This is a genomic window from Nocardia gamkensis NBRC 108242, from assembly GCF_001612985.1.
GTDB lineage: Bacteria > Actinomycetota > Actinomycetes > Mycobacteriales > Mycobacteriaceae > Nocardia > Nocardia gamkensis.
The window spans coordinates 1-16330 of the sequence record NZ_BDBM01000019.1 but is presented as its reverse complement, the minus strand read 5'-3'; the positions used below and the strand labels follow the sequence as shown (position 1 = coordinate 16330).

At 69.6% G+C, this 16330-nt stretch carries 14 protein-coding genes; all 14 read left to right on the top strand.

The annotated features are described in order from the left end of the window. The first annotated feature begins 7 nt into the window (after window positions 1-7). Window positions 8-2131, top strand: coding sequence for a branched-chain amino acid ABC transporter permease (locus NG1_RS17115; protein ID WP_062972010.1), 2124 nt, complete (start codon window positions 8-10; stop codon window positions 2129-2131). After that, window positions 2109-2822, top strand: a complete 714-nt coding sequence (locus NG1_RS17110) for an ABC transporter ATP-binding protein (protein WP_062972006.1) — start codon at window positions 2109-2111, stop codon at window positions 2820-2822. The genes NG1_RS17115 and NG1_RS17110 overlap by 23 nt, the downstream gene beginning before the upstream one ends. 35 nt (window positions 2823-2857) lie before the next feature. Beyond that, entirely contained in the window at window positions 2858-3577 is a 720-nt protein-coding gene (locus tag NG1_RS17105) for an ABC transporter ATP-binding protein (RefSeq protein ID WP_062972004.1), read from the top strand. Then, window positions 3574-3945, top strand: a complete 372-nt coding sequence (locus NG1_RS17100) for a hypothetical protein (protein WP_062972002.1) — start codon at window positions 3574-3576, stop codon at window positions 3943-3945. The genes NG1_RS17105 and NG1_RS17100 overlap by 4 nt, the downstream gene beginning before the upstream one ends. Before the next feature lie 340 nt (window positions 3946-4285). After that, window positions 4286-5452 carry an acyl-CoA dehydrogenase family protein gene (locus NG1_RS17095; RefSeq protein ID WP_062972201.1) on the top strand — a complete coding sequence of 389 codons (1167 nt, stop codon included), beginning with the start codon at window positions 4286-4288 and terminating at the stop codon, window positions 5450-5452. Further along, window positions 5452-6216 (top strand): SDR family NAD(P)-dependent oxidoreductase, encoded by a 765-nt coding sequence (locus NG1_RS17090; protein WP_062972000.1) that lies wholly within the window; start codon window positions 5452-5454, stop codon window positions 6214-6216. Before NG1_RS17095 ends, NG1_RS17090 begins: the two co-directional genes overlap by 1 nt. Continuing rightward, window positions 6216-7457: a CaiB/BaiF CoA transferase family protein gene (locus NG1_RS17085; protein WP_062971998.1), complete on the top strand. Its 1242-nt coding sequence runs from the start codon at window positions 6216-6218 to the stop codon at window positions 7455-7457. Before NG1_RS17090 ends, NG1_RS17085 begins: the two co-directional genes overlap by 1 nt. Further along, window positions 7454-8281: an enoyl-CoA hydratase/isomerase family protein gene (locus NG1_RS17080; protein WP_062971996.1), complete on the top strand. Its 828-nt coding sequence runs from the start codon at window positions 7454-7456 to the stop codon at window positions 8279-8281. The genes NG1_RS17085 and NG1_RS17080 overlap by 4 nt, the downstream gene beginning before the upstream one ends. Window position 8282: 1 nt before the next feature. Next, a complete protein-coding gene (locus NG1_RS17075) occupies window positions 8283-9428 on the top strand; it encodes a thiolase family protein (RefSeq protein WP_062971995.1) in 1146 nt (381 codons plus the stop codon). 14 nt (window positions 9429-9442) lie between these two features. Then, window positions 9443-10594 (top strand): acyl-CoA dehydrogenase family protein, encoded by a 1152-nt coding sequence (locus tag NG1_RS17070; RefSeq protein WP_062971994.1) that lies wholly within the window; start codon window positions 9443-9445, stop codon window positions 10592-10594. A 100-nt stretch (window positions 10595-10694) separates the two neighbouring features. Beyond that, the gene (locus NG1_RS37485; RefSeq protein ID WP_062971992.1) at window positions 10695-11117 is read left to right on the top strand and encodes a hypothetical protein; all 423 of its coding nucleotides are present in this window, start codon (window positions 10695-10697) and stop codon (window positions 11115-11117) included. 121 nt (window positions 11118-11238) lie between these two features. Beyond that, window positions 11239-11727, top strand: a complete 489-nt coding sequence (locus NG1_RS37480; RefSeq protein ID WP_062971990.1) for an RDD family protein — start codon at window positions 11239-11241, stop codon at window positions 11725-11727. Window positions 11728-11868: 141 nt separating this feature from the next. Next, window positions 11869-13146, top strand: coding sequence for an MFS transporter (locus NG1_RS17055; protein ID WP_062971987.1), 1278 nt, complete (start codon window positions 11869-11871; stop codon window positions 13144-13146). A gap of 114 nt (window positions 13147-13260) precedes the next feature. Continuing rightward, the coding region (locus tag NG1_RS17050; RefSeq protein WP_062971985.1) for a protein kinase domain-containing protein at window positions 13261-16330 on the top strand (3070 nt) is incomplete at its 3' end.

Genomic DNA, 16330 nt, shown 5'->3' with positions numbered 1-16330 from the left:
CGCGCTGATGGAGCAGTTCATCGCCTTCGGGATCGTCGGCCTCAGCACCGCGGCGATCTACGCCGTGATCGGCAGCGGTCTGGTGCTCACCTACACCACGACCGGCGTGTTCAACTTCGCGCACGGCGCCGCGGGGATGATCTCGGCGTTCGTCTACTGGCAGCTCACCGTCGGCTGGGGCCGGCCCGCGCCGATGGCGATCGTCGCGGTGCTGCTGGTCTTCGCGCCGCTGTTCGGCTTGCTGTTCGGCAAGGCGCTGGCGCCGACGCAGGGGCTCGGTGACGCCGAGAAACTCGTGATGACGATCGCCTTGCTCAGCGGGCTCATCGTGCTGGCGCGCTGGATCTGGAACCCCAACGAGTCGCGGTCGCTGACCAGGTTCTTCGCCGACAAGCCGTCGATCGACCTCGGCCCGGTCATCATCACCTGGCATCAGGCGCTGACCATGGCCGTCGCCGTCGCGGTCGCCGCCGCGCTGCGCATCCTGCTGTACCGCACCAGGATCGGCGCGGAGATGCGGGCCACCGTGGACGACCGCGCGCTGGTGGGCCTGACCGGCGCCGATCCCCGGCGGGCCAACCGGATCGCCTGGATGCTGGGCATCGAGCTTGCCGCGATCGGCGGCATCCTCATCGCGCCGACCGTGGCGCTGGATGCCGCGCAGCTGTCGCTGCTGATCGTCAGCGCCTACACCGCGGCCATCTTCGGGCGGCTGCGCAATCTGCCGATGACGTTCGCCGGCGCGGTGGTGGTCGGCCTGCTGGAGAGCTACCTCACCGGATACCTGCCGCAGAACGAGTACCTGCCCGGCCTGCGGCTGGCAGCCCCCGCGCTGCTGTTGTTCGTGGCGCTGCTGATGTTCCCGCACGGCAGGTTGCGCGGTCGCGACCGCAAGCTCAGCCCGGTGCCATCGCCATCGATCAACGGTTCGCTGGCGTTCGCCGTGGTCGTGGTCGTGGCCGGATTGATGCTGGCGACCATGCTCACCGAATCCGACCTGATCACCTACGGCGCGATGTTCGCCTGGGGCGTGATCGCGCTGTCGTATGTGCCGCTGCTGGGTTTCGCGGGCCAGATCTCGCTGTGCCAGCTCAGCCTGGCCGGTGTGGGCGCGGTGGCCTACGCGCATCTGGGACCGGAGGGCCAGTGGTGGGCGCTGCCCGCCGCGATGGGTATCGCCGGCGTGGTCGGGGCCGTGGTCGCGGTGCCCGCGCTGCGGCTGTCCGGGGTGTACCTGGCCCTGGCGACGGCGGCATTCGCCGTCATCCTGGATCGCTGGATCTTCACGCTGCCCTCCTTCGAGATCCTCGGCGTGCGGATCTCGCTGTTCGACCAGGGCTCGGTGTCGCTGGTCGGGCCGGATCTGTTCGGCATGGAACTGGACACCACCGCCGAGGTGACCGTCTTCGCCGCGGTGTGCCTTGCGGTGGCGGGCCTGGCGGTGGCGCTGTTGCGGCGCAGCCGATTCGGGCGTCGCCTGATCGCCTTGCGCGACAGCGAGGCCGCCTACGCGACCCTCGGCGGCAGCCTGCTGGCGGCGCGCGTGCTTGTCTTCGCGCTGGCGGCGGCCATCGCCGGACTGGGCGGCGCGCTGTACGGCATGCAGGTGCGGGCCGTCGCGCCCGAACAGTTCAATCTGGTCGCCGGACTGCCGATCTTCCTCATCGTCACCATCGCCGGTCTCGGTGCTGTCGGTGCGGGCCTGTTCACCGGCGCTGTCTTCGCAGGCCCGCTGAACGTGATCCCCGTGCTGTGGCCGGGGCTGCAAAATCTGGCGCAGGTGCTGCCCGCGCTCGGCGGCATCGCCTTCGGTGGCGGCGTGCTGAAGGACGGGGCGATCGCCTCGATGCGCGACGAATGGTTGCCGATGCTGCGCGACCGGATCGTCGCCCCGCTGCTCGCGCTGCTGGTCCTGGGACTGTGGGGGCTGCGTCTGATCGACGTCGTCGACGGGTGGGGATTCACCTTCGGTGTGGTGGCCGCCGTGGTGGCGGCGCGCGTCTTGCACGGAGTGCGGGCGCGGCCCGCGCCGGACCCCGCGCAGGTCCCGGTGGAGTGGTGGGGCGTGCGGCGCCCGTGGACATCCGACGACGAGGAGGTGCTCGATCGTGCCGTCGCTACTGGAAGTTGACGATGTCACCGTCGTCTTCGGCGGCAACCGCGCGCTCGACGGCGCCGGATTGCGCGCCGAACGCGGCGCGGTGACCGGACTGATCGGCCCCAACGGCGCGGGCAAGAGCACGTTGTTCGACGTGATCTGCGGACTGCGCAAACCGACCCGGGGACGGGTGGCGATCGACGGCGCCGACGTCACCCGGCTCGGCCCGTCCCGCCGCGCCCGGCACGGGCTGGCTCGCACCTTCCAGCGGCTCGAGTTGTTCGGCAGGCTGAGCGTGCGCGACAACCTGCTGGTCGCGGCCGAACTCGGCCCGCAGCGCAGGCACGCCGCCCGGATCGTCACCGAGATCATCGACCGGCTCGGCCTGCACGAACTCGCCGACGCCTGCGCCGACGAGCTGCCGACCGGCACCGGCCGCCTGGTGGAAGTGGGCCGGGCCATCGCGGCGCGGCCCAGCCTGATCCTGCTCGACGAGCCTGCCGCGGGCCAGGACCACACCGAGACCGAGCGATTCGGCGAACTGCTGCGGTCGCTGGCCGACGACGGCACCGCGGTGCTGCTCGTCGAACACGACATGGGCCTGGTGATGAACGTCTGCGACGAGGTGTTCGTGCTGGATCTCGGCAAGGTGATCGCCTCCGGGCCACCCGCGGTGATCCGCGCCGACCAAACCGTGCTCGCGGCCTATCTGGGAGACATATGAGCGTGCAGAGTGCAACCGAACCAGCGACGGCCACAATGTCTTCCGGACCCGTCGAACTCCTCGGCCTGCGCGAGGTACGCGCCGCCTACGACGCCATCACCGTGCTGCACGGCGTGGACCTGGACGTCGCGGCCGGGCAGGTGGTGGCACTGCTCGGGCCCAACGGCGCCGGCAAGACCACCGCGCTGAAGGTGATCGCGGGCATCCACCCGGTCGCCTCCGGACGCCTGACGCTCGGCGGGCGCGACGTCACCGGAGCGGACCCGCGCGAGCTGGCCCGCGCGGGCGTCTGCCTGATCCCCGAGGGCCGCGGGGTGTTCCCGAATCTCACCGTGCGCGACAACCTGCTGATGATGACGTTCACCGGACGGTCGAGGGAGGAGATCGAGGAGATCGCCTTCAGCCGGTTCCCGATCCTCGGCAAACGCGCGGGTCAGATCGCGGGAACCATGTCCGGCGGCGAACAGCAGATGCTGGCGCTGGCGCGTGGGCTGGCGACCGATCCCGCCGTGCTGCTGCTCGACGAATTGTCCATGGGCCTGGCCCCGCTGGTGGTCGGCAGGCTCTACGACGAGGTCGCCGAGATAGCCCGCCAAGGTGTCGCGGTGCTGGTGGTCGAGCAGTTCGCCGCCGCCGTGCTGGACATCGCCGATCACGCGGCCGTCCTGGTACGCGGCCGGGTGATGCGGCAGGGACACCCCGACAGCGGAATCCGCAACGAATTGGCAGCCCTCTACCTAGGAAGTTCCACATGACCGAATCTCGCGCGGAGCGTTTCGTCCGCGAACTGCAGGACTTGAAGATCCCCGATCCGGCGGCAGGCCGCTCCGGGCTGTGGCTGCGCACCGGCGTCACGCTCATGGTGGCCGGTGTGGCGGTGGCGGTGCTGGCGTATTTCATGTCGCACGGCACGACCGACGCACTGGCACAGCGCGACGCCATCACCCTCGCCCTGGGCGGGGTGGCGGCGAGCGTGGTGGGTTCGGCGCTGTTCCTGCGCTATTCGCTGACCAATTTCCTGCGCTTTTGGCTGGCGCGCCAGTCCTACGACCTCGACGAACTCGGTAATCGGGTGCTCGGCGCGGAGATTCGCTACGACGGGGTGGCCTCGGCGCCGCGCTGAGCCACCGGCTGCGGGATCGAACGAACACCCGCAGGCCATCACGGACACGCCTGCTCCGACCGGGGCCGAGGACAGGCGGTGCACGCCGTGCCCGGCGAAACCTCGCCGGGCACGGGAAACGCCTCGGTGCACTGCCGCGCCGGGGGACGGGGATCGGCTCGCGCGTCATCCGCCTCGACTGGGGAGACGGAGGGCCGAACGCGCGGTACCGAGCGGTCGCCGTCGGGTGCCGCCGGTGCGGGAGGGCTGGATCGACCTTCCGCACCGGCGTGTACCGCGAGCGACCGCGATACGAGGAAGTGGAGGTGCGGAAGTGTCCGGTGACACGAACGCCGAGGGCATGAATTTCGAGCTCTCCGAAGACCAGGAGCTGATCCGGAGATCGGTGGCCGAGTTGTGCCGCAAGTTCGACGACCAGTACTGGATGGCGAAGGACCAGGCACACGAGTTCCCCACCGAGTTCTACGACGCCGTCGCGGGCGGCGGCTGGCTGGGCATCACCATCCCCGAGCAGTACGGCGGCCACGGACTCGGCATCACCGAGGCCACCCTGCTCGCCGAAGAGGTGTCGCGCTCCGGCGGCGGAATGAACGCCGCCAGCTCGATCCACATGTCGATCTTCGGCATGCATCCGGTGGTGGTGCACGGTTCCGAGGAGTTGAAGCGACGGACCCTGCCGCGCATCGCGACCGGCGAGCTGCACGTGTGCTTCGGTGTGACCGAACCCGGTGCGGGCCTGGACACCCCGCGCATCACGACGTTCGCCCGCCGCGACGGCGACCACTACGTGGTGAACGGGCGCAAGGTGTGGATCTCGAAAGCGCAGGAATCGGAGAAGATCCTGTTGCTGACCCGCACCACCCCCTATGACGAGGTCGCCAAGAAGACCGACGGCATGACGCTGTTCCTCACCGACCTCGACCGCGCGCACGTCGACATCCGGCCGATCGCCAAGATGGGCCGCAACGCCGTCACCTCCAACGAGCTGTTCATCGACGACCTGCGCGTGCCGGTGGAGGATCGGGTCGGCGAGGAGGGCGCCGGGTTCCGCTATCTGCTCGACGGGTTGAATCCCGAACGCATGCTGATCGCCGCCGAGGCGCTCGGCCTCGGCCGGGTCGCGTTGGACCGGGCGGTGCGGTACGCGAAGGAACGCGTGGTCTTCGACCGGCCGATCGGCATGAACCAGGGCATCCAGTTCCCCCTGGCCGATTCGCTGGCCCGGCTGGACGCGGCCGAGCTGATGCTGCGGAAGGCCACCTGGCGCTACGACAACGGGAAATCCTGTGGGCGCGAGGCGAACACGGCCAAATACCTGTGCGCCGACGCCGGATTCACCGCCGCCGACCGAGCGCTGCAGACACACGGCGGCATGGGATACGCCGAGGAATACCACGTGTCCCGCTACTTCCGGGAGGCGCGCGTGATGCGCATCGCCCCCGTCAGCCAAGAAATGATCTTGAACTACCTGGGTTCGCACGCCCTGGGATTGCCGAGGAGCTACTGATGGCGCAGCAGACACTGTTCGATCTCACCGGGCGTTCGGCGCTGGTCACGGGCGCCGCGGGCGGGATCGGCTCCGCGGTGGCGCAGGCGCTGGCCACCGCGGGCGCGGCCGTGCTGGTCACCGACGTCGACGGCGCGGCGGCCCGCGCCGTCGCGGAGAAGATCGTCGCGAACGGTGGCACCGCGGCAGGGCGGGCGCTGGACGTCTCCGACCGGGACTCCGCCGCTGCGGCCGCCGAGCAGGCCGCCGGACTCGCCGACGGCGTGCTGCACATCGTCGTGAACAACGCCGGGGTCACCGCACCGGCGATGTTCGCCGACACCACCGCGGAATCGGTGCGGCGGCTGTTCGACATCCACGCGCTGGGCACGATCAACTGCGCGCAGGCGGCGTTGCCGTTCCTGCCCACCGACGGCACCGGGCGGATCATCAACGTCACCTCCGCCGCGGGCATCGTCGGCACGCTCGGCCAGGTGAACTACTCCGCCGCCAAGGCCGCGATCATCGGCATCACCAAATCGCTGGCGAAGGAACTGGCGCGCAAGAACATCCTGATCAACGCGCTCGCCCCGCTGGCGGCGACGCCGATGACGCACACCATACGTACCGACGATCGGTTCTCCGAGCAGATGCTCAACCGGATCCTGTTGCGCCGCTGGGCCGAACCGGAGGAAGTCGCGGGCGCGTTCGTCTTCCTCGCCTCCGACGCCGCCTCGTTCATCACCGGCCAGGTGCTGCCGGTGGACGGCGGCACGGTGATCTGATGACCGCCCCCGCGCAGCGTCTCGCGCCGGATGGCGGGTCCTCCGGGCCGGGACCACTCGCCGGTGTCACGGTGATCGCCTTGGAACAGGCCGTATCCGCGCCGATGTGCACCCGCAGTCTGGCCGATTTCGGCGCCCGGGTGATCAAGGTGGAGCACCCGGACGGCGGCGACTTCGCCCGGTACTACGACGATGTGGTGCTCGGTCAGGCCGCCCACTTCGTCTGGGTCAACCGCGGCAAGGAGTCGGTCACCCTCGACCTGAAATCGCCCGCCGGGGTGGACCTGCTGCACCGCTTGCTGAGCCGAGCCGACGTACTGGTGTCCAACCTCGCGCCAGGCGCCGCCGCCCGCCTCGGCCTCGCGCCCGCGGACTTGGCCGCGCGACATCCGGACCTGATCGCGGTGGAGATCGACGGGTTCGGCGCGGGCGGTCCGCTGTCCCACAAACGCGCCTACGACCTGCTCGTCCAAGCCGAATCCGGCGTCTGCGCGGTGACGGGCACCGCGGACGCGCCGGCCAAGCCCGGCCCGCCGGTCGCCGACGTCACCACGGGCTTGTACGCGGCGCTGTCGATCCTCGCCGCACTGTGCGGCCGGGGTCGGGGCGCGGCTCACGGCAACACGATCTCGGTGAGCCTCTTCGACACCATGGCCGAGATGATGGGCTATCACCTGACCTACGCGCGGCACACCGGTGTCGATCAGCAGCCGCTCGGGATGAGTTCGCCCGCCGTGGCGCCCTACGGCGCGTATCCCACCGCCGACGGGCGAACCGTGGTGCTGGGCACCACCAACGACCGGGAGTGGCGGCGGCTGGCGACCGACATCCTGGAACGGCCGGATCTCGCCGCGGACGAACGATTCCGCACCAACCCCGGGCGGGTGCGCCACCGCGGCGAGATCGACGACGCGATCGCCGCGTGGTGCCTGCGCCACGACCTGGCCCGGATCCAGAAGATCGCCGACGACGCCGGGATCGGCAACTCCTGCTACCACCGCCCCACCGAGGTGCTCGACCACCCGCAGCTCACCGAGCGCGACCGCTGGCGCAGCATCGAGACCCCCGCGGGTCCGATCCCGTCGCTGCTGCCGCCCGCGATCCTCGCCGGGTTCGAGCCGCCGATGGGCCCGGTGCCCGGCCTCGGCGCGCACACCGACGCCGTGCTCACCGAACTGGGTTGCACCGCAATGGATATCGAAGCGCTGCGGGACGCCGGAGTGATCGGATCACGCCGATGACCGGCGAGTCCGTGCTGCTTTCGGAGGATCGCGACGGCGTGCGCACACTGACGCTGAACCGGCCGTACCGCAAGAACGCGATCGATGCCGAACTCTGGGCGGCGCTGGCCGACGCGCTGCGCGCTGCCGCGGCCGACCGCGCGGTGCGCGCCCTGGTGCTCACCGGCGCGGGCAGCGCGTTCTGTTCCGGCGCGGACATCTCGACGCCCGACAACGCGCACCCGGTCTACCGGATGCGCGCCCTCACCGACGTCGCTGTCCTGCTGCACGAACTTCCCCTGCCCACCGTCGCGAAAGTCACCGGCGTCGCGGTCGGCGCGGGCTGGAATCTGGCCCTCGGCTGCGATCTCGTGGTGGCCACCCCGCAATCGACGTTCGCGCAGATCTTCACCCGCCGCGGACTGTCGCTGGATCTGGGCGGCTCCTGGCTGCTGCCCCGGCTGATCGGCCTGCAACAGGCCAAGCGGCTGGCGCTGCTTGCCGAGACGATCGACGCCGAACAGGCTCGCGATCTGGGACTGGTCACCTGGGTGGTGGCACAGGAGGAGATCGACGGGTTCGTCACCGAGCTCGCCGCGCGCCTGGCGGCCGGACCGCCGGTGGCGCTGGCCCAGACCAAGGCGCTGCTGCACGAAGGCGCGGGCTCGACACTGCGGGAAGCGCTCGCGGCCGAGTCCAGGGCGCAGGGACTGAACTTCGCCACCGCCGATGCCCCGGAGGCGTTCGCGGCCTTCGCCGAACGGCGCGAACCACGGTTCACCGGCCACTGGACCGTCCGGCGGCCGCCGATCCGCGCCGCCGGTAATTCCGAGAACGGGAGATGAGATGCGTGAGGTAGTCATCGCCGGGGCGGTCCGCACCGCCGTCGGCAAACGTAACGGAGGACTGTCCGGTGTGCACCCGGCCGACCTGTCCGCGCTGGTGCTCACCGCGCTGGCCGAGCGCTGCGCCCTCGATCCGGCGCTGATCGACGACGTGATCTGGGGCTGCGTCTCCCAGGTCGGCGACCAGTCCAGCAACATCGGCCGCTACGCCGTGCTGGCGGCGGGCTGGCCGGAAAGCGTTCCGGGCACCACGGTGAGCCGGGCCTGCGGTTCCAGCCAGCAAGCGCTCGATTTCGCGGCGCAAGCCGTGCTCTCCGGACAGCAGGACATCGTGATCGCCGGCGGAGTCGAAGTGATGAGCCGGGTGCCGCTGAACGCGGCGAAGGCTTCCGGTGCTCCCTATGGGCCGAAAGCGTTGGCGCGCTACGACGGCTTCGCGTTCGATCAGGGCATCTCGGCCGAATTGATCGCGAAGAAGTGGGGATTCGGCCGCACCCGGCTCGACGAGTACTCCGCGCGCTCGCACGAGCGTGCCGCCGCCGCCCAGGACGCGGGCGCCTTCACCGACCAGATCGTGCCCGTGAGCACCGAAGCGGGCGTGGTGGACGCCGACGAGGGGATCCGGCGCGGCACCACCGCGGCGAAGCTCGCCGGGCTGAAACCCGCGTTCCAGGACGACGGTGTGATCCACGCGGGCAACGCCTCACAGATCTCCGACGGCGCGGCCGCCCTGCTGGTGACCACCCCGCGCAAGGCGCGCGAGCTGGGCCTGACGCCACTGGCCCGCTACCGCGCGGGCGCCGTAGCCGGCTCCGATCCGGTGCTGATGCTCACCGGCCCGATCCCCGCGACGGAGAAGGTGTTGCGCAAAGCCGGTCTCGCGCTGGGCGATATCGGCGTCTTCGAGGTGAACGAAGCGTTCGCGCCTGTCCCGCTCGCCTGGCTGGCCGAGACCGGCGCCGACGAATCGCTGGTGAATCCACTGGGCGGAGCGATCGCGCTCGGGCACCCGCTCGGCGGATCCGGCGCCGTCCTGCTGACCCGGATGCTGCACCACATGCGCGACAACGGCATTCGCTACGGCTTGCAGACCATGTGCGAGGGCGGCGGCACCGCCAACGCCACCGTCGTCGAACTGATGTCCTGAACGGGAGGCCCGCCGTGCGACGAGAGCTGTTCACTGCCGACCACGAGGCGTTCCGGCAGCTGGTCCGGGATTTCGTGGAGAAGCGGATCGTGCCGGACTACTCCGCGTGGGAGAAGGACGGCAGGATGCCGCGCGAGATCTTCAGCGAGATGGGCGAACTCGGGCTGCTCGGCTTCGCGGTACCCGAGGAATACGGGGGAGCGGGCATTCGCGACTACCGCTACAACGTGATCCTGCAAGAAGAGGCGGGCCGGGCCTTGGTCACCCTCGGCACCGTGCGCACCCAGCTCGACGTCATCCTGCCGTACTTCCTGGAGTACGCCGACGCCGCGCAACGGCGGCGATGGTTTCCCGGGCTGGCGTCGGGGCAGCTGCTCACCGCGATCGCCATGACCGAGCCGGGCACGGGCTCGGATCTGGCGGGGATGCGAACCAGCGCGGTGCGCGACGGCGACGACTATGTGCTCAACGGCGCCAAGACCTTCATCACCGGCGGTCTGCTCGCGGACCTGGTGATCGTGGTGGCCCGCACGTCCACCGACCCGGACAACCGCCGCGCGGGGCTCACCCTGCTGGTGGTGGAGGACGGAATGCCGGGCTTCACCCGCGGCCGCATGCTGGAGAAGATGGGCTGCAAGGTGCAGGACACCATGGAGCTGTCGTTCCACGACGTCCGGGTACCGGTCGCCAACCGGCTCGGCGCCGAGGGCGCGGCGTTCGGCTATCTCGGGCACAATCTGCCACAGGAACGGCTCACCGTCGCGGTCGGCTCGGTCGCGCAGGCACGGGCGGCGATCACCGCGACCGTCGACTACACCAAGCAGCGCAAGGCCTTCGGCACCCCGGTGGCCTCGTTCCAGAACACGAAGTTCGAACTCGCCGCGATGTCCGCGGAAGTGGAAGCGGCGCAGACGATGGTCGACCGTGCGGTGCTCGACCTGGTCGAGGGCGCCTTGTCCGGAGCGGACGCCGCCCGGGTCAAGCTCTTCTGCACGGAGGTACAGGCCCGCGTCGTGGACCGCTGCCTGCAATTGTTCGGCGGGTACGGGTACATGATGGAGTATCCGATCGCCCGGTTGTACACCGACGCGAGGGTGGCGCGAATCTACGCGGGCACCAGCGAGGTCATGAAGATGATCGTGGCCCGGGACCTGGGCTTGTCCTGAACATCGCCGCGCGGCGTAACGGCTCTGGTGCGGCGACGGATAAGACGTGCAGCCGCAGTACAACTGGGCATGCCGATCAGCGAACAGCAGAGGGGAACTCATGCGCTCGGTCACCAGGTTCGTCACAACCGCCGCAGCCGCCGTAGTGGCCTGCGCTCCGGCATTCGTCTTCGCGGGCACCGCCTCGGCGGAGGCCGTCGATCTCCCGGTCCTCTACACCACGGCGACCGAAGCGGGCTTGTGCTACGGGACGATCCGCGGGAACGTGGATCAGGACTCCTCCTCGGGACTCCATCTCACCAGCGCCTTCGAAGGCATCGGTACCTGCGCGACCACCGCCTACGTCTCCTGGCACAACATCGACACCGGTGCCCGCGGCAACACCACCATCAAATTGGTCGGCTCGTGGTACAACTCGGCCACCATCCCGTCAGGTCCCGGCCACATCGAATTGTCCGTCACCACCAAGGAATTCTTCCACTCTCCCGATTCGGTCCAGGTGCAATACGTCATCCCGGGATAGACCACCGGCAGGCGGCGCCCGCCGCGATGTCCCTGGGACGAAGCCCGCACCATCGCTATCTCGCGGGCGGCGGGCACCGCACCGCTGGGGAGCGTCCTCGAGCTGGGCCACAATACGTCGCGTGAACGCAACACGCCCCGGTCCCAACCGAAGCCGACCACGCGGCCAGGCGTCTGCGCCGCGGGCCGCTGTTCCGGACGAGGCGGGGGAGAACCGCCTCGCCCTGGCCGCGACGACCGACGCCCTGATAGCGCTGATCGTCGGATTGGCATTGTCGCAGCGTGTCTTTCCTGCCTCCGACGGTGTCGCGGAATTCCTCGGCGCGTTCGTTCCGTGCGTGCTCGCGGTGTCATTCGCCAACCACGTACTCGGCACACTCCTGTTGCGCGGCAGTCTCGCGAAACTGGTGTTCGGAATGCGGGTAGTGCGATGGAAGGACGGCCGACGTCCGCGTATATGGCAGACGGTCGCACGATGGTTGTTCGGATTCGTGGTGATCGGGCTGCAATACCTGCTCGAAGGCGCGAGCGTGGGCCAAGCCTGCGGGTTGCGTACGGTGCGCCGCCGCGACCAGCGCCACCCGGCGCATCAATCAGCGGCAAACCAATGAGCGCCGCTCAGCCCCACTCCGGTGCACCGCTCACGTAGGCACCGAACTCACCAGACCGGAATTCGAAAGCGGCTGAACAGCGCAACTATCGCGTCCTTTTCCCGCCGGAGTCTTGGGCCCGGTGCTCCTAGCGTCGGTGCGATGAAAACGGATTCGATTCCGGACACGCGGGGCACCGCGCTGCGGACACCCGTCGTTTGGTTCATGTCGCTGGCGGCCGCGCTCGGCACCGCGACCATCTATCCGCTGCAACCGGCCATCGCGGAAGTCGCCGGTTCGCTACACGCCTCACTCGCGGCGGTGGGCACCGCTCTGGCGTGCGGGTCGCTCGGCTATCTGGTGGGGCTGGCGCTGCTGGTACCGCTGGTCGACCGGTTCTCGCCGCGGGTGGTGCTGTCGGCCCAGTTCGGTGCCCTGGCCATCGCTCTGGCGGCGAGCGCGGTGGTCGGTTCGGCCTGGCTGCTCGGCCCGGTCGTCGGCCTGATCGGGGCGGGATCATCGGTCGGTGCGCAGTTGAGTTCGGTGGCCGGACGTCTCGCGCAACCACGACGGCGGGCCACTGTCCTGGGCGTCGTCACGGCGGGCATTTCGGCGGGGATCCTCGCGGGGCGGATCGTCGGAGGTTGGCTGGCGGATGCGATCGGTTGGCGCGGAACGCTTCTCGCGTTCGCGGTGGCGTGCGCGGCTATCGCGGTCACCGCCCGGTTCGCGCTTCCCGCCGTAGCGGGGAATGCCACGGTGGGTTATCTGGCAACGGTGCGCGGACTTCCCGGACTGCACGGCCGATATCCGGCCCTGCGTCTGGCGGCCGGTCGCGGCGCCCTTTGGTTCTTCGCCTTCTGCACGATCTGGGCCGGACTCCCGGTCGCGCTGTCCCAGCCGCCGTTCTCGTACTCGCCGGAACGGATCGGCATGTACGCCTTCGCCGGACTCCTCGGTGTCGCCGCCACTCGCGTCTCGGGGGCGTGGACCGACCGCATCGGCGCGCGGCGAGTGATCGCGATCGGGCTCGTGCTCGCCATCGCCGCCTCGGCGGCTCTGGGCGCCTTCCTGTCGAATACGGTCGCAACCCTCGTCTGCCTCGGCCTCTTCGACGCCGGACTGTTCGCGGCCCAGGTAGCCAACCAGAGCACGGTCCTCGCCATCGACCCGGCCGCCCCGGCTCGCTTCAACAGCGCCTACATGATCGTCTACTTCATCGGCGGCAGCTGCGGCGCCGCGTTCGGCGCCGCCGCCGTCGGCTGGTTCGGCTGGCCCGCCACCGCCGCACTCGCCGCCGCGGCCATCGCTACCGCCATGGTGGTCACCCTGACCACGTCGCGCACCGGACCCGATCTCCGGGCGGTTGCGGGACGGCGCGCGGGAGATCGTGCCCTCGAGCGCGGAGTGCGGGATGTGTCGGCGATGGACGGTAGGTAACCGTTTGGACGGTGTGGGCCGTCGCTGAGGTTTCGGCGATACGCTGGGCAGTGGTGAAAGGTGCGCGCATGTTGCCTGCTGTCGGAGACATGCTGGTGGGGTCACGCCCGAGCGATGACCGATGACGATCCGCTGCGGACACGCCGTGAGGTGACAACGCCTCTCACGGCGGAGCTGGCCACGGCTGGTTTCGAGAACGCGGTGGAGATCGGTCGCGGGGGTTTCGGTGTGGTGTATCGCTGTCGGCAGGTCGCGCTGGACCGGACGGTGGCGGTGAAGGTGCTGTCCGCCGAACTGGACGCCGACAACCAGGCCCGGTTCGCGCGGGAGCAGCGCGCGATGGGCAGGTTGACGGCGCATCCGAACATCGTCACCGTGCTGGAGACCGGTGCGATCGGTAGCGGGCAGCCCTTTCTCGTGATGCCGTATCACCCGCTGAATTCGCTGGACGCGTGGATACGACAGCATGGTCCGCTTCCTCTGGAGAGGGTGTTGTCGATCGGGGTGAAGATCGCCGGTGCACTGGCCAGCGCGCATCGCCTCGGCATCGTGCATCGGGACGTGAAACCGGGAAACATCCTGCTCACCGAGTACGGGGAGCCCGCGTTGACCGATTTCGGTATCGCGCATATCGCCGGCGGATTCCAGACCGCTGCGGGCATTGTGACCGGGTCGCCCGCCTTCACCGCACCGGAAGTGCTGGAAGGCGTCGATCCGACCCCGGCCGCGGACGTCTACGGGCTCGGCGCCACGCTGTTCTGCGCGCTGACCGGCCATGCCGCCTTCGAGCGGCACAGCGGGGAGAACGTGGTGGCACAGTTCGTCCGGATGTCCACCCAGCCGGTGCCGGACCTACGGGAGAAGGGTCTCCCCGAGGACGTGTCGGCGCTCGTGGAAGCCGCGATGAGCCGAGACCGCCACGAGCGGCCCTCGGCCGCGGCGCTGGGTGAGGCCATCCGGCAGGTGCAGCAGGGCCGCGGGTTCTCGGTAGGTGAGATGGCATTGCTGGGCGAATCGGATCTCGAGCATCCCGACGGGATGCTCGGGCGTCGGGGCGAGAAGCCACCGTCGCGGGGGTGGCGTACGCCGATGGCGGCTGCGCGGGACCACAGCGGCGAGCTGCCGCTCGAGCTGACCAGTTTCGTCGGCAGGCGCGCCGAAGTGTCGCAACTGAAGAAATTGCTGTCGGCCTCGCGGCTGGTGACGTTGACCGGCATCGGAGGTGTCGGCAAGACACGGCTGGCGCTACGCGCGGCGACGCAGGTGCGCCGCGATTTCGCAGACGGGGTGTGGCTGGTCGAGCTGGCCGAGGTGTCGGATCCAGCCCTGCTGGTCGACGTAATGGCAGCCGCCCTCGGCGTACGGAACCAGTCGGCCGCGCCGCTGCTCGAGGTCCTGACCGACTTCCTGGCCTCGCGCGAAACGCTGCTCGTGGTGGACAACTGTGAGCACGTGGTGGAGGCCGTGGCCGGGCTGACGGAGACGTTGCTGCGGACTTGTCCGGATCTGCGGATCCTGGCCACCAGCCGGGAACCGCTGAATATCGCCGGAGAGACGGTGCTGCGGGTGGCGCCGTTGCTGGTGCCGGACCCGGAACGGGAGCCCACCCTGGCGGGGTTGCCGCGCTTCGACGCGGTGACGTTGTTCGCCGACCGCGCCGCGGCCGCGGTGCCGGACTTCGAACTCGACGAGGGCAACAAGGCCGCCGTCGCCGGAATCTGTGCCCAGGTGGACGGGTTGCCGTTGGCGATCGAGCTGGCCGCTGCGCGGATGCGCACCATGTCGCCGGAGCAGATCCTCGCCCGGCTCACCGACCGGTACGCGCTGCTCACCCGCGGCAGCCGTACCGCCCCCGCACGGCAGCAAACGCTGCGGTGGTGTATCGCCTGGAGCTACGAGTTGTGCACCCGCGCCGAACAGCAGCTGTGGGCACGGCTGTCGGTGTTCGCCGGCAGTTTCGAACTCGACGCCGCCGAAGAAATCTGCGGTCCCGACAGGGGGGCACTCGACGCCGCTGCGCAAAGTCCGCTGGATGTGCTGTCGGCCCTGGTGGACAAATCGATCCTGATCCGGGAGCAATCGCATTCCGTGGTGCGCATCCGGATGCTCGAGACTTTGCGAGACTACGGCCGGGAGAAACTGCGGGAGTCCGGCGAGGACACCGAGCTGCGCCGTAGGCACCGCGACTGGTACCAACGCATGGCGCTGAACGCCGAGGCCGAGTGGATCAGCCCCCGGCAGCCCGATTGGATCGCCCGGCTCGAACGTGAACAACCCAACCTGCGCGAAGCGCTCGAATCCTGCCTGACCGACAACAGCCGGGCAGCGGCTGAAGCAGGGTTGCGCATCGTCTCGGCGCTGCACGAGTTCTGGAGCTTTCGCGGCCTGTACGGGGAAGGCCGATTCTGGATCGACCGCGTCCTCGCCCACCCCGGCGCGCAATCGATACCCGACCGCATCAGTGCCCTCCGCGCGGCCTGCGAGGTTGCCGCGCCACAGGGGGATTTCCAGGCCACCGCCGCTTTCCTGGCGGAGGGACGAGCACTCGCCGCCCAGGACCCCACCCCCGCCATCGAGGGACAGCTTGCCTACGCCACCGGCATCGTCGCACTCGCCATGGGCGAAGCGGCCGACGCGTCCTCGTCCCTCGAACGGGCGGTGGATCTGCTCAGCGCTGACCCAACCGGGGAACTGTACGTCAGTGCGCTGGCCATCCTCGCATGGTCATACGAACTGCGCGGCGATATGACCCGGGCGTGCGAGCATTACCGCCGAGTGCTTTCCATTACCGAAGCCCGAGGCGAACTGCTCTATCGTGCGACCGCGTTGCGCGGCTTGGGCGTCGCCGCACGCCAGCAGGGCGAGCGAGACCGTGCCCAACGGTTGCTGGAGGAGGCGTTGCGAATCAATCGGCGGTCCAACAGTCCGGTGCTCACCGCGTTCGGCATCGAGGCGCTGGCCTGGACCGTCGCCGACCGGGGCGACGTCGAACGCGCCGCTGTGCTGCTGGGAGCCGCCCAGGGAAACTGGCTGGCGGGCGGCAGCGTGCGCGCCGTCTTGCTGAGCATGTCGCGCTTTCACAAGGAATGCGAGCGAACGACGCGAGGCGCGCTCGGTGCTCGCAGATTCGACGCCGCCTTCCGGCAAGGCCAGGCGATGGGAGTGGACGCTGCCGTCGCCTACG

Coding starts and splice junctions, on each gene's coding strand:
- NG1_RS17090 (WP_062972000.1), top strand. CDS start 5,452: ATGGCGCAGCAGACACTGTTCGATCTCACCGGGCGTTCGGCGCTGGTC.
- NG1_RS17105 (WP_062972004.1), top strand. CDS start 2,858: ATGTCTTCCGGACCCGTCGAACTCCTCGGCCTGCGCGAGGTACGCGCC.
- NG1_RS37485 (WP_062971992.1), top strand. CDS start 10,695: ATGCGCTCGGTCACCAGGTTCGTCACAACCGCCGCAGCCGCCGTAGTG.
- NG1_RS17055 (WP_062971987.1), top strand. CDS start 11,869: ATGAAAACGGATTCGATTCCGGACACGCGGGGCACCGCGCTGCGGACA.
- NG1_RS17075 (WP_062971995.1), top strand. CDS start 8,283: ATGCGTGAGGTAGTCATCGCCGGGGCGGTCCGCACCGCCGTCGGCAAA.
- NG1_RS17095 (WP_062972201.1), top strand. CDS start 4,286: ATGAATTTCGAGCTCTCCGAAGACCAGGAGCTGATCCGGAGATCGGTG.
- NG1_RS17080 (WP_062971996.1), top strand. CDS start 7,454: ATGACCGGCGAGTCCGTGCTGCTTTCGGAGGATCGCGACGGCGTGCGC.
- NG1_RS17115 (WP_062972010.1), top strand. CDS start 8: ATGGAGCAGTTCATCGCCTTCGGGATCGTCGGCCTCAGCACCGCGGCG.
- NG1_RS17085 (WP_062971998.1), top strand. CDS start 6,216: ATGACCGCCCCCGCGCAGCGTCTCGCGCCGGATGGCGGGTCCTCCGGG.
- NG1_RS17100 (WP_062972002.1), top strand. CDS start 3,574: ATGACCGAATCTCGCGCGGAGCGTTTCGTCCGCGAACTGCAGGACTTG.